At 48.8% G+C, this 13075-nt stretch carries 10 protein-coding genes; 5 read left to right on the top strand and 5 right to left on the bottom strand.

What is annotated here, in order from left to right; genetic code table 11:
* The first annotated feature begins 39 nt into the window (after positions 1-39).
* Positions 40-1080, top strand: coding sequence for an oxidoreductase (locus tag AOT11_RS19070; RefSeq protein ID WP_026050653.1), 1041 nt, complete (start codon positions 40-42; stop codon positions 1078-1080).
* Positions 1081-1138: 58 nt separating this feature from the next.
* Here the strand turns inward: AOT11_RS19070 and tyrS are convergent, their stop codons facing one another.
* The 4 genes from tyrS to AOT11_RS19090 all read right to left on the bottom strand — a co-directional run bounded on the left by tyrS (position 1139) and on the right by AOT11_RS19090 (position 5304).
* Positions 1139-2407: a tyrosine--tRNA ligase gene (gene tyrS / locus AOT11_RS19075; protein ID WP_017421545.1), complete on the bottom strand. Its 1269-nt coding sequence runs from the start codon at positions 2405-2407 to the stop codon at positions 1139-1141.
* Between the two features lie 102 nt (positions 2408-2509).
* Entirely contained in the window at positions 2510-3334 is an 825-nt protein-coding gene (locus tag AOT11_RS19080) for a helix-turn-helix transcriptional regulator (protein WP_017421546.1), read from the bottom strand.
* A gap of 136 nt (positions 3335-3470) precedes the next feature.
* Entirely contained in the window at positions 3471-4277 is an 807-nt protein-coding gene (locus tag AOT11_RS19085; RefSeq protein ID WP_038940422.1) for a PhzF family phenazine biosynthesis protein, read from the bottom strand.
* Between the two features lie 175 nt (positions 4278-4452).
* Complete coding sequence (locus tag AOT11_RS19090; protein ID WP_026050655.1) at positions 4453-5304, bottom strand: LysR family transcriptional regulator; 852 nt, start codon at positions 5302-5304, stop codon at positions 4453-4455.
* A 115-nt stretch (positions 5305-5419) separates the two neighbouring features.
* Here AOT11_RS19090 and AOT11_RS19095 point away from each other — a divergent pair, with 115 nt between their 5' ends.
* The 3 genes from AOT11_RS19095 (at position 5420) to AOT11_RS19105 (ending at position 9460) form a co-directional block, all read left to right on the top strand.
* Positions 5420-6067, top strand: a complete 648-nt coding sequence (locus AOT11_RS19095; RefSeq protein WP_026050656.1) for a glutathione S-transferase family protein — start codon at positions 5420-5422, stop codon at positions 6065-6067.
* 382 nt (positions 6068-6449) lie between these two features.
* The gene (locus tag AOT11_RS19100; RefSeq protein ID WP_017421550.1) at positions 6450-7406 is read left to right on the top strand and encodes a substrate-binding domain-containing protein; all 957 of its coding nucleotides are present in this window, start codon (positions 6450-6452) and stop codon (positions 7404-7406) included.
* Positions 7403-9460, top strand: coding sequence for a sensor domain-containing diguanylate cyclase (locus AOT11_RS19105; protein WP_017421551.1), 2058 nt, complete (start codon positions 7403-7405; stop codon positions 9458-9460). The genes AOT11_RS19100 and AOT11_RS19105 overlap by 4 nt, the downstream gene beginning before the upstream one ends.
* A gap of 62 nt (positions 9461-9522) precedes the next feature.
* Here the strand turns inward: AOT11_RS19105 and AOT11_RS19110 are convergent, their stop codons facing one another.
* Positions 9523-11292 (bottom strand): sigma-54-dependent Fis family transcriptional regulator, encoded by a 1770-nt coding sequence (locus AOT11_RS19110; RefSeq protein WP_026050657.1) that lies wholly within the window; start codon positions 11290-11292, stop codon positions 9523-9525.
* A 239-nt stretch (positions 11293-11531) separates the two neighbouring features.
* On the opposite strand from AOT11_RS19110, the gene exaC reads away from it, so the two are divergent.
* On the top strand, positions 11532-13052 hold the full coding sequence (exaC, locus tag AOT11_RS19115; RefSeq protein WP_017421553.1) for an acetaldehyde dehydrogenase ExaC: 1521 nt from the start codon (positions 11532-11534) through the stop codon (positions 13050-13052).
* The last annotated feature ends 23 nt before the right edge of the window (positions 13053-13075 follow it).

The following is a 13075-nucleotide window of genomic DNA, read 5'->3' on the forward strand; positions in this document are numbered from 1 at the left end:
AGTGTGTTCTTCCATGGATTTAAAAAGAGAGCACCTTCCATGCCCTATTCCCCAGTAAAAACCGCCCTCATCGGTTACGGTTTTTCCGCTAAAACCTTCCATCTGCCATTTATCGAATCTCTACCTGAGTTAGCCTTGTGTGCGATAAGCTCCAGCCAGCAAGCGGCTGTGTTAGCCGATTTTCCGCAAGCAGAGTGGTATGGCGATGCTTACCAAATGCTGGATCAAAGTGATGCGGAACTGGTGATCATAACCGCGCCAAATGACGTGCATTTCCCATTGGCAAAATATGCCCTGGAGCGGGGTAAACATGTGATCGTGGAAAAACCATTTGTGACGCGCAAAGAAGATGGGGAAGCGCTTATTCAGTTGGCTGAGCAACAAGGCTTAGTGTTGAGTGTTTTTCACAATAGACGCTGGGATGGTGACTTCCTGACGGTGAAAAAGCTGATTGAAACAGGTCAGCTAGGCGAGGTGAAACTGTTTGAGTCGCATTTTGACCGCTACCGTCCTGAAGTTCGCCAGCGCTGGCGTGAGCTGGCTCAAGAGGGAGGCGGTATTTTGTATGACTTGGCGCCGCATCTGCTTGATCAAACACTCGCGCTGTTTGGCTTGCCGCAAGCGATCAATGCGCAATGTCGAATCATGCGCCCGCAAGGGCAAACCATCGATTACTACAATTTGATTCTCCATTACCCTGGCCACTTGGTGCATTTACATTCCAACTTATACAGCCCAGAGCCTAACTTACGTTTTCGTGTGTTAGGCTCGTTGGCGAAATACGAAAAGTATGGCTTGGATCCGCAGGAAGGTTATTTGAAACAAGGAGTTCAGCCAAAAGACGAAAGCTGGGCGCGTGAAGAGCCTGAGCACTATGGCCGAATGTATCGTGAATCGGATGCGGAAACGGTGCCTACCGAGTTGGGGGGCTACCAGCACTATTTTACTGGCGTAGCGAATGCCATCCGTCTTGGTGCGGCGAATCCTGTCACAGCGCAAGAGGCATTGAATAATATTGCCCTGATTGAACTAGCGCTAGAAAGTAGCCGTACAGGGCAAACTCTAACCATTGATTGGTGATGGAAGGAGTGCTTGATGAAGCCAGCACAAAGCTGGCTTCGTGATGCCTAAGTAAGGCTTACTTTTGAGTGAGTTTCACCATCGCAAACTGCTTTTTGCCCCTTTGCACAATATAGTATTGATCATACAAAGCGAATGTCTGCGCTAAGGTCTGCTCATGCCAACGTTCGCCGTTAATACGAATCGCCCCATTTTCCAGCCATTCACGAGCCTGACGCTTCGAGCTCGCTAGGCCTGTCTCCAAGAGCAAGGTGATCACATCACTCACGTGCGTCAATAGGGTACAAGGTAACCCATCTTGCTCAAGTTGTTGCAACTCGGCTAAATTCAGTTGGTTGAGTTGGCCGCTAAATAACGCCTCTGATATACGCTGCGCACTCTCTAGCCCCGCTTGCCCATGTACAAATCGCGTCATTTCTTCGGCGAGAATTTTCTGTGCGCTTGGTTTGCCTACTTGCGCTTTATCAGAGGTTTCAATGTGTTCAATCTGCTTGACAGAGAGGAAGGTGTAGTAGCGAAGGAAGCGATACACGTCCGCATCATCGCTGTTGAGCCAAAATTGATAAAACATGTAGGGTGAGGTTTTCGCCGCATCAAGCCAGATTGCTCCGCTCTCGGTTTTGCCAAACTTTGCGCCATCGGATTTAGTGATCAAAGGCAAAGTTAAACCATGTACGGTAGTGCCATTGAGGCGGCGAGTTAAATCAATACCGCTGACGATGTTGCCCCACTGATCATTGCCGCCAATTTGCAATGCGCATTGGTGCGTTTGGTTCAGTTGAGCGAAGTCGTAAGATTGCAGCAGCGAATAGCTGAACTCAGTGAAAGAGATGCCTTGATCTGGGCGAGCCAAACGCTGTTTAACCGATTCTCGCTGAATCATGGCATTGACGGAAAAATGCTTGCCAATATCGCGGAAAAACGCGATCACGCCAATGGATTGCATCCAATCAGCATTATTCACCATGAGGAGCGGTTGAGTGAGGTGCGGTGTCATCAACTGTTGAATCTGCGCAGCTAACGCGCTCACCCAGGCCGCCACCGTTTCGGCGCTATTGAGGCTTCTTTCGCTGGCTTTAAAACTTGGGTCTCCAATCATGCCCGTTGCACCGCCGATGAGCGCGATGCCTTGATGCCCGGCATCTTGAAAGCGTTTTAGCATAATCAAAGGCACTAAATGACCGATATGTAAGCTGCCCGCGGTGGGGTCAAAACCGCAGTAGAGTGTTTGTGGTTGGCAAAACAGCGCGATGAGTTGTTCAAGGTCGGTGGTTTGCGCGATCAGCCCTCGTTGGGCCAAGTCATCAAAGAGTAATTGTGAATTCATGCTGCCTCCAAAATCTAGACAGGCAGCGTATAAGATCAGGCCAGATCATGACGATATCCCTAAAGGGATAAAAGCGGTGATTAAGCTAGCGAGATCTGGAAACTATGCTTTGAGAGCAATCAAATGATTGAGAAACAACTGAAACAGTTCGCTGAGCGAGGCGACGTTGAGCTGCGCATAGATGCGTTTTCGATGGTTTTTCACGGTACCCAGTGTGATGCCGAGCTGCTGGGCAATTTCTTTAGAATCGAGCCCTTGGATGAGTAGTGCTGCAATTTCTTGCTCTCGTTGGCTGAGTTGCTGTTGACCAAAATCGCCAATTGCTTTGCGCACCCACTGGCTTACGTCGTGTTGTGCGGTTTGATGTTCTGCCAGCAACAAATCGGCGTTGAGCCAGTGTTGTCGGCACAAGGCGGCGATGGTGTCAAAGCGCTGCGACAGCGCGTTGATGTCCGCTGTTTGGAAGGTGTTACCTGCTTGCGTAACGCCTAAATAGATGGCGATGGCACGTTGTTCATCGAGGGTGATGATGATCGCCGCTTCGTCTTGCCATTGGGTTTGCCGGTAAAACTCTTGCTGGTAGATGGCGTGAGGCGCCAGTGTTGAGCTGGTGTCTTTTTTCATCACCTGCGCAAGGTGAAAAACCCCTTGCTGCGCCGCACCGAGCACGGAGTCGTAGAGTGGGTCATGTTGATAGTAATGGAGCAAGTAGCGTTGAAACAGCAACTCTCGTTGTGTCTGAATGGAGTCAAACAGGTAAATGGGATGCTTGTTGTCACGATGGCCTAAAATGATGGCGCAGTCGAACGCGACCACTTCCGCTAACATTGCGATCAGTGTTGAGCTAAAACTTGGTGAGTGCAATGCAGCAATGCATTGGCTCAGTTTGTGATACTCAGAAGAAGAAATAGCCACAGAGATATCCATCAGTTCGGGGAAGTCAGTATGCCGATTCTGGCAAACAAAATCGACAGGGCTCGTCAGTTTTCAGCCACCCAATTTTTCAAGCGCTAGGTGGCTGAACGATTTAGCGACTGACAGAGCGCTCTTTACGGCGCAAAGACTAGATAAGCAGTTGGCCTTTAAGGGTCGTGACCGCAGTGCCGATCAGTTTCACGCGTTGATAAGGAAGCAAAGCCATTTCGATGCGACCACCACGAGCGGACGCTTGATAGCCCGCCAGGTAATCCTTCTCGAGTTTACTGCCCCAGTAACCCGCGAGGGCACAGTGAGTTGAGCCGGTCACGGGATCCTCGTTGACACCAACCCACGGCGCAAAATAGCGAGAGATAAAATCGTAAATCGGTGAATCGGAACGCGCGGTTACGACCACGCCGCGTCCAGTCAAGGTTGCAAGAGCATCAAAATTGGGAGAGAGGGCTAAAAGTGCCTCTTCACTGGTGATTTCGATAAAATCTTTCTGTTGAAACTGACCACTACAAAGGACTTCCTCTGGTTTAATGCCTAGGTGAGCCAGTTTATTGGCATCGATGTTGACGGAGAAATCGATGGGGGATTGTGGAAAGTCCATTTCAATTTTGTTCGCGGTTAGCTTGACTTTCAGTTCACCCGATAAGGTATCAAAGGCGATCTCTTCGCCTGCTTTGAGTAGCCCTTGTTGTTGCATGATATGGGCGGTGGCTAGTGTGCCGTGTCCACACAGTGCCACTTCGGCTCTCGGTGTAAACCAGCGTAGATTCATGGTTTCTAAGCTTAAGAAGGCGGTTTCGGAGACGGCCATTTCAGCAGCGATCAACTGCATCAAACGTTCATCAAGCGGTTTCTCTGTAATACAAACACCAGCGGGGTTTCCTTTAAATGCTTCACGGGCAAAGGCGTCTACTTGGTAGATATCGAGTTCTGTTTTCATGTGAATGGCCAAAGCGTCAGTGCTTTTGTTCCTTAGCGTGTTTTGAGTAGCGTAGATTGGTTGATGTAGAGTAGCTCGAAAAACTCATGCATTTATCTGATAGAACTATCAAAAAATTGCATGATTTTGTCTTAATGTTGAGACGTAAGCCTATCGTCATCGAGTGATAGAGAGATTATCGAACGGCAAGAAGTTTGTCAGAGAACTGTTTTTCAAGCTGTTTCAGCCATGTTTGGCTCAACAATGGGTGCGATTTTGCAGACACGGCCAACACGATGTCCACCTTAGGCAGTGGTGGAAAATCCCTTAGTAGCCTCACTTTGTCACCCATGCTGAGTTTGCCCATCGCACCAATCGCAAGCCCTTGCTCCACCAAAGCGCGCTGTGCCGATGCGGTATTGCAACAAGCCAGTAGTTGGAAAGCTTGGCCGCGTTTGGTGAGGCCATCAATCGCCGCCGCGTGGTACTTGCAATCCGCTTGAAAAAGAGCAAGGGGTAGGGCGGAGTGGGCTTCGACACAAAAGGTTTGACTGGCAATCCACACCCCTTGATCGGAGGTGAGCCAATAGCCCTCTTCACTGTTTGGCGCGCGAGTTAAAATGGCGCAGTCCAGCTCGCCCGCATCGAGCTTTCTTCTCAGCTCAATGCTAGGCTCACTAAACACTTGGATAGAGCATGTAGGTTGCGCTTGATGGAGCAGGGCAATCAAGCTGGGGAGCACTTTCTCGTTGTAATCTTCAGGGCAGCCCAAGCGCAGCGGGCGTTTATCTTGAAAATGTTTGAGCTCCGAGAGAGTCTGATCATGTTGCGACACAAGCTGACGAGCGTGAGAAGTGAGGCGAATGCCTGCGTCGCTCAGTACTAAATAGCGCCCTTCTTTGATGAACAGCTCTGCGCCGATTTCTTCTTCGAGCTTGCGCATTTGGGCGCTAAAAGCCGACTGAGTACGACTGATCTGTTTGGCTGCGCGGGTAAAACTGCCCGTCTCAACAAAAGCAAGAAAACTGCGTAGTGCTTCAATATCCATATTGAGTCTAATCCATCGTATTTTTAAATAGGTTGTATCAAAACTATCCGTTGGTCGTGGCAAGGAAGTTGCCCTAATCTGCGATTGAACTTAACAGAAATGGCAGGGAATGACGATGAAGTTGTATATAGGAAATCAAAACTACTCGAGTTGGTCGCTCAGAGCGTGGGTGGTGTTTGCCACCTACAACCTTGAGGTGGAAGTGGAAAAACTGGTGCTTTTTACTCCTGAGTTTTATCAAACTTTGGAAGGCATTACGCCAACGGCAAAAGTGCCGACGCTGGTGGATGGGCCTTGCACGGTATGGGACTCTTTGGCCATTTTGGAGTACGTCAATGAAACGCAACTGGCGGGTAAAGCGTGGCCTGACGATCGTGCATCAAAAGCCAAAGCACGTGCGCTTGCGTGTGAAATGCATTCGGGTTTTCAAGCTCTGCGCAAGGAGCTGCCGATGAACTGCCGAGCAAAACGCAAAGTGACGCTTTCAGCGCAAGCTCAGAAAGACGTTGCGCGCATTGATCAAATTTGGTCGCAGCAGATGGAAGCGAATCCTCATGCTTGGTTATTCGGTGAATGGTCAATTGCCGATGCGATGTTCGCGCCTGTGGCGCTTCGTTTTGAAACGTATCAAATCCCGCTTTCGGAAACCGCTCAGCTTTATCAGAACAAGGTGCTGGCGAGTGCGCCAATCCAACGTTGGTTGGCGGAGGCAGCGTTGGAAACCGATATTGTGGAGGAAGATGAAGCGGGAGAGCCGATTTAGTCATCATTCTCGTATCGTTAGTATGGAAGCAGATAACACGATTTGTCTGCTTTTGCTTTTGCTTTTGCTTTTGCTTTTGTCTTAGTTTTCTATCTTCTTTCCGATCCCCCTAGCCCTAGCCCCTAGCCCCTAGCCCCTAGCCCCTAGCCCCTAGCCCCTTTCCTTTTCTCCTTAAATCCATCTATTTAATGTGGTTATTTGCTTGGAAAATACCTCTAAATGGGGTGTTTTTGCTTAAAAATTTGGCTCAAAAGAATATGAAATTGATTGCTTTATGATGTGTGTCAAATTGTAAACAAAAAAAGCGGAGCGATATTGGTCAGCGTATATAGTTAACTTAGCAGCAGTATGTCGTGTTTATAGCGGTTTTCTCGGAGGAAACATGGATATGCGTCATCTCGCTTTTTGTGTTGTTTTGTTTTTTTCTCCTTGGCTCAGTGCGAGCCAACAGATTGTTTATATGGTTTCCGATCTGCGGATCCCATTTTGGCAAATCATGTGGGGAGGCATTGAGAATGAAGCAAAACAGTTGGGTTATGAAGCCGTGGTGTTAAGTGCAGAAAATGACGCCAAAACCGAGTTGGAAAACATCATCAAAGCCATCGCCCTCAAACCGAATGGCATTATTTTATCGCCGACCAATTCATCGGCCGCGGTCACTATTCTCAAAATGGCGGAGCAAGCGAATATTCCAGTGGTCATTAGCGATATCGGCACCGAAGGCGGCACCTTTGTCAGCTATATTGAGTCGGATAACTTTTCCGGCGCCTTTCAATTAGCTCAAATACTGGCGTCGGCCATGAAAGAGAAAGGCTGGCAAAATGGTGAAGTTGGCGTGGTCGCCATTCCGCAAAAACGCAAGAATGGCATTGAACGAACGGAAGGGTTTATTGAGGCGGCCAAGCAACAGGGCATGCGCATTGCGGCGATCAAACAGCAAAAAGATTTCAGCTACCAAGAGACCTTTATTTTCACCCAAACGATGTTGCGTGAGCATCGTAAAATACGCGCCATTTGGTTGCAGGGCTCGGATCGCTACCAAGCGGCACTCGATGCGATTGATTCATTAGGTCAAAGAGACAAAGTGTTGTTGATCTGTTTTGACGCTGAGCCAGAATTCATCGATATGATCCGTTCTCAGCAGCTTGTTGGCTCAGGCATGCAACAACCTTTTTTGATGGGGGAGAGAGCAATGAACTCTCTGCATCAGTTTCTTTTAGGTCATACGGTGGCAAAAGAGCAACAACTGGAAGTACTGGCCGTGTCATCGCAAAACCTAGACAGCCTGCTCAGCACCATTCAGCGTAATGTACTTGGGCATGAAGGAGGGTCGCAATGACAGTGAGGTGGCCGCTTTTTCATCATCGGCGTTCATTAACGCTCTTTCTTAGTATCAGTATGATCATCACCTCGTCCATCGTCTTCATTGGCTATGGTGTTTACAACTATTCCTTGCGCAGCGAGCACGTAGAAAGCGAGATACGTGGCCAAGCGGAAGAGAGTGCCGCGAGGCTAAGTACGACGATTTCAGGGTATGTGGACACCTACCAGATCAACGAATACGACAAACTGCTCTATACCGAAATCAACACAGAGAATCACGATGCATTGCTGGCTATCTTGGTCGATAACTTTCAAATGGCAGAGCTGACAGGGCAAAAAAGTTATCTCACTGGCTACGTGAAAACGTCCTCTTCTCATCTGAGTGAATTTCAAAGCGAAGACTTACAACAACAAACCTTATTGAATCAGGCACTCTACCAAAAGAGTTCAGAGATCCACGATGAAGAAGGCAATCAGATCGGACGTGTGGATGTGTATGTGAGTGGGGAGCTATTGGTGCTGGAAAAGCGCCATTTGCTACTGAACATTACCGCCACCGTGTTGGTGCTCTTGTTGATCCAAGCGTTTTTGGCCATGTTTCTTATCCGCTGGATTTTGATTCATCCACTAAATCGGATTGCCCATTCGCTTGAGCATCGAGATCAGGATGGCTTACCTATCAATATGTTGGCGCCTTCCCCTTACACAGAATTGAACATTTTAACCAAAACGGTCAATGACATGTTGAAGGTTATTTCACTGACACGAAACAAGTTGAAAGAAGAGCATGAGCGTCTGGAGAATGTGATTCGAGGCACCGACGCGGGCACTTGGTATTGGAACATCAAAACCGGTGCGACGAGGTTTAACCCACGTTGGGCCGAAATCATAGGCTATCAATTGGAAGAACTGATGCCTGTCTCGATTGACACCTGGATGAAATACGTTCATCCCAGTGACTTAACATTGTCACAACGACGCCTGTCCGATTACTTCTCCGGTAAGACAGACATCTATGAGTGCGAAGTAAGAATGAAGCACAAAGATGGCCATTGGGTGTGGGTGCTCGATCGCGGCCGTGTCGCGCAGTGGGATGAAGATGGTCAACCGTTGGAGATGTTTGGCACCCATGTCGATATCAGTGAAAGTAAAGCGCGAGAGAGCCAATTGGAGCTGGCGGCCAATGTGTTTAAATACGTTCACGAAGGGATTGTGATTACCGACAGTAAAGGCATAATTATTGATGTTAATCAGGCGTTTACCTACATATCGGGCTATGAAAAATCTGAGCTTGAAGGACAAACGCTTAAACTGTTGAAGTCCGGCATGCACGATGAAGATGTCTATCATGATCTTTGGGAAATGTTGCTTTCTCGTGGTTACTGGCGGGGAGAAGTTTGGAATAAGCGTAAAGATGGTGAAGTGTGCCCCGATCTAGTGACCATCAGCAAGGTAGAAGATAGACGAGAGGATGAGATTCGTTTTGTCGCGCTCTTCTCTGACATCTCAGCGTTGAAAGAGCATGAATCACAGTTAGAAAAAATCGCTCACTATGATCCCCTGACAGAGCTCCCCAATCGCTTGTTGCTTAAAGAGCGATTACTCAATGCGATGGAGCGCTCACGTCGTTATAAGCAGCATTTGGCAGTGTTGTTTCTCGATCTCGATGGTTTCAAGCAAGTAAATGATACTTTTGGTCACGATGCGGGTGATGATGTGCTCTATCATGTTGCCGCCAGAATGAAAGATTTGGTCAGGGAAGGTGATACGTTGGCTCGCCTCGGTGGCGATGAGTTCATTATTTTGGTGCCGCGGGTGCGAGACAGCTACGACATTGAACCGTTGGCCCAGCGCTTCCTACATTCCATCAGTCAGCCTATCACCATTGGAAAAGAGGAGATTACCCTCTCTGCCAGCATTGGTGTTTCTATCTATTTTGGCGGGGAACAGCAAGATTCTGACAGCCTGATTCGACAGGCTGACCAAGCGATGTATCAAGCAAAATTAGCAGGGAAAAACTGCTACATGTTCTATAGCGACCAAACCCCAATGCGCCAACTAAACGGTTAGGGTTTCAGCGACTTAACCCTTTGGTGGCTGAGCTCGTGGCGATGGCTGTTTGGGAGTCTCGATTATCTCGCTGACTTAATCATCCCTAAGCTTTTGAGTTTACGATAAATGGTGTTGCGGCTGATGCCGAGCAATCGCGAGGTTTGGCTGATATTGCCTTGCGTCGCCTGATAGGTTTTCACTAGCGACTCATCCACCGTTGAGCGTAGGTCTTTGACTTCTTTCTCTGTGGCATCAGGTTCTATAAGTTGCCCCAGTTTTTGAGCTAGATGCGCTGGCACATGAGCCAAAGAGAGTGAAGGCTCACCTTGCGCCATTAAGGTGGCGACTTTCAATAAGCTGTCCAATTCGCGCAAATTACCGGGCCATGCATAGTGCAACAGTAGCGTCATCAGGTGTGGACAGATATCTTGATGTTCTTGCGCGTAACGTCGATGGATATGCTCAATGAGTGCGCTTTTATCGTCACGTTTGGCAAAACGGGGCAGCTCAATGATCAAACCATTGAGACGATAGTAGAGATCTTGACGGAACAGGCCGAGCTGCACGAGTTGTTCGAGATCTTTATGTGTGGCAGCGATAATTTGGGTATCCACCTGCCATGTTTGGTTAGAGCCAATCGGCAATACGGTTTTGTCTTGCAGCACATGCAGTAATCGGCTTTGCGCATCCAATGGCAGATCGGCAATCTCATCAAGAAATAAGATCCCTTTATCCGCTTGGCGGATCTTGCCTTGATACCCTTTGCTACTGGCGCCAGTAAATGCCCCAGCGACGTAGCCAAACAGTTCCGACTCAATCAGATCTTTCGGCAGGGCGCCACAATTGACGCAGACTAATGGCCCTTGTTTGCGCTGGCTATTTTTGTGCAGCGCTTTGACAAATTCATTTTTGCCCACGCCTGTTTCACCAAGGATCAGTAAGCTAATGTCTTTATCAATCACACGATTGGCTTGTTGCCAACAGTGCTCGACAGTGGCATCACCAAAATGAAGATCGCTGGAAGGGCTTAACGCGCGGCTACGAGGGCGTTTTGCCTGCAAGGTTTTGGTTTCAAAAAACAGAGGAGAATGGCTCTGCTGCGATTGCAAAATGGCGTCTAATGATTCCCCAACCACCTGCTGTTTGGCCAGAAGTTGCCCTGCCACTTGGTTGTGCGCCACCACTTGACCGGATTCATCCGCAATGAGAATGCCTTGCCAGCCACTGTTCAACAACGATTTTTCACAAGCCAGATCCACACGAAAATGCCCTTCTGGAACTTGATTCAATAATTGGTTTTCCACCAACTGCACCATGTTTTGTACCAACACCTGTGTAGACAGATCATGTTTTTGCTGTTCGCTGGTGATGTCCAAAATGCCCACCAGATTGCCTTTGTGATCAAACAATGGGCTTGCAGAGCAACTGATAAAGCGATGGCGCTGGATGTAATGCTCATCCCCCACCACGGTGACGGGTTTGGCTTCAATTAGGGCGGTGCCAATGGCGTTGGTGCCTTTCAATCGTTCTTGCCAACAGGCGCCGGAGCTCAAAGCGATCTCGGTGAGTTTTTCACGAAACTTGGGTTGTCCCCAACTGCCGATGATCACGCCTTGGTTGTCGGTCAGAATCAAACGGCTATCACTGTGGGCAAACAGTTGGTTAAACAACGGCAAAGCAAATTGAGTGATCGCATCGATTAACGCGTGATGTTGCTGGCGTCGATCTTTGAGCATCGCGGGGGAAATGCGCACATCCTCGGGGAGGCGACGCTCTTTCAAACCCGCCTGTTCGCTTCTGTCCCAAGAGTTCATCAGCCAGTTGGGTTTGCTAACATGTTGAAGTTGCATGACTGTTCCATTTTGCCACAGTTTGGGTGTACCAAATTGGAACAGTTGAACAGCGCGTATCACGCCACTCGTCGTTCCATTCTTGATGAACCCAAGTTGTTATCGTTTGGTAATCATAGTTTTACATTTAATTAACAACAAGCGTTGTGTTTCTGGCCTGTGACTTGCGTTATAGGTGACGTGAAGTAGCGCAATTCGACGCTGCGTTTTAAACCAAACGAGCAACAAAAGGACGAGTTATGATTTATGCACAACCAGGTAGTGACAACGCTGTCGTGAATTTCAAAAGCCACTATGACAACTACATTGGCGGGGAGTGGGTGAAACCGGTGAGTGGTGAATATTTCGATAATATTTCGCCGGTTAACGGCCAGGCTTATTGTAAAGTGGCTCGCTCAAACGCGGCGGACATTAACTTGGCCTTGGATGCGGCGCACAGCGTTCGTTATCAATGGGCAAAAACCAGCGTGACGGAGCGTGCCAATATCTTGCTGAAAATCGCCGATCGCATTGAAGCGCATCTCGAAGAGTTGGCGGTGGCAGAAACGTGGGAAAACGGCAAACCTGTGCGTGAAACGCTGGCGGCAGATTTACCGCTGGTGGTTGATCACTTCCGCTATTTCGCCGGGTGTATTCGTGCGCAAGAAGGCAGCGCTGCGGAGCTGGATGCCAATACCGCGAGCTACCATTTCCCAGAGCCGATTGGTGTGGTGGGGCAGATCATTCCTTGGAACTTCCCAATGCTCATGGCGGCATGGAAACTGGCACCAGCGTTAGCGGCGGGCTGCTGCGTGGTTCTTAAACCAGCAGAGCAAACGCCGACCTCAATTCTGGTGCTGATGGAAAAGATTGGTGATCTCATTCCAGCTGGTGTAGTGAACGTGGTTAACGGCTTTGGCGCAGAAGCAGGCCAAGCTCTAGCAACCAGTAATCGCATTGCCAAACTGGCGTTTACGGGGTCAACCGAAGTGGGTAATCACATACTCAAATGCGCGGCGGAAAGCTTGATTCCATCGACGGTCGAACTCGGCGGTAAGTCGCCAAACATCTACTTTCCTGATGTGTTTGATCATGAAGATGCTTATCTGGACAAATGCATTGAGGGAACGTTACTTGCTTTCTTCAACCAAGGTGAAGTGTGTACTTGCCCCTCACGCGTGCTGGTTCATGAGTCGATTTATGATCAGTTCATTGCCAAAGTGGCGGAGCGTGCCAAGAGCATCAAACAGGGCAACCCGCTCGATACCGACACTCAAGTTGGCGCCCAAGCGTCGCAAGAGCAGTTTGATAAGATATTGAGCTACTTGGAAATCGGTCGCCAAGAAGGGGCAAAAGTGGTGTTTGGTGGTGAGATTGCCAAGCAAGAAAACGATCTAGCGACCGGTTACTACATCCAGCCGACTTTGCTGCAAGGTCACAACAAAATGCGTGTGTTCCAAGAAGAGATTTTTGGCCCGGTGATCGCGGTGACAACCTTTAAAGACGAAGCTGAAGCGCTGGCCATTGCCAACGACACTGAGTATGGCTTAGGCGCTGGCGTGTGGACTCGCGATCAAAACCTAGCCTATCGCATGGGGCGTAACATTGAAGCGGGCCGGATTTGGATCAACTGCTACCACGCATATCCTGCACACGCCGCATTCGGTGGTTACAAAAAATCGGGCATTGGTCGTGAAACTCACAAGATGATGCTAAATCACTACCAAAATACCAAAAACTTGCTGATTAGCTACGATGTGAATCCGTTAGGTTTCTTCTAAGCGAACTGGCATTTTATACGACC

The organism is Vibrio vulnificus NBRC 15645 = ATCC 27562 (assembly GCF_002224265.1).
Lineage (GTDB): Bacteria > Pseudomonadota > Gammaproteobacteria > Enterobacterales > Vibrionaceae > Vibrio > Vibrio vulnificus.

What these genes read in the sequence shown, in the direction of transcription:
- AOT11_RS19110 (WP_026050657.1), bottom strand. Translation starts at nt 11,292, where the DNA reads ATGCAACTTCAACATGTTAGCAAACCCAACTGGCTGATGAACTCTTGG.
- tyrS (WP_017421545.1), bottom strand. Translation starts at nt 2,407, where the DNA reads ATGAATTCACAATTACTCTTTGATGACTTGGCCCAACGAGGGCTGATC.
- AOT11_RS19085 (WP_038940422.1), bottom strand. Translation starts at nt 4,277, where the DNA reads ATGAAAACAGAACTCGATATCTACCAAGTAGACGCCTTTGCCCGTGAA.
- AOT11_RS19080 (WP_017421546.1), bottom strand. Translation starts at nt 3,334, where the DNA reads ATGGATATCTCTGTGGCTATTTCTTCTTCTGAGTATCACAAACTGAGC.
- AOT11_RS19090 (WP_026050655.1), bottom strand. Translation starts at nt 5,304, where the DNA reads ATGGATATTGAAGCACTACGCAGTTTTCTTGCTTTTGTTGAGACGGGC.
- AOT11_RS19070 (WP_026050653.1), top strand. Translation starts at nt 40, where the DNA reads ATGCCCTATTCCCCAGTAAAAACCGCCCTCATCGGTTACGGTTTTTCC.
- exaC (WP_017421553.1), top strand. Translation starts at nt 11,532, where the DNA reads ATGATTTATGCACAACCAGGTAGTGACAACGCTGTCGTGAATTTCAAA.
- AOT11_RS19095 (WP_026050656.1), top strand. Translation starts at nt 5,420, where the DNA reads ATGAAGTTGTATATAGGAAATCAAAACTACTCGAGTTGGTCGCTCAGA.
- AOT11_RS19105 (WP_017421551.1), top strand. Translation starts at nt 7,403, where the DNA reads ATGACAGTGAGGTGGCCGCTTTTTCATCATCGGCGTTCATTAACGCTC.
- AOT11_RS19100 (WP_017421550.1), top strand. Translation starts at nt 6,450, where the DNA reads ATGGATATGCGTCATCTCGCTTTTTGTGTTGTTTTGTTTTTTTCTCCT.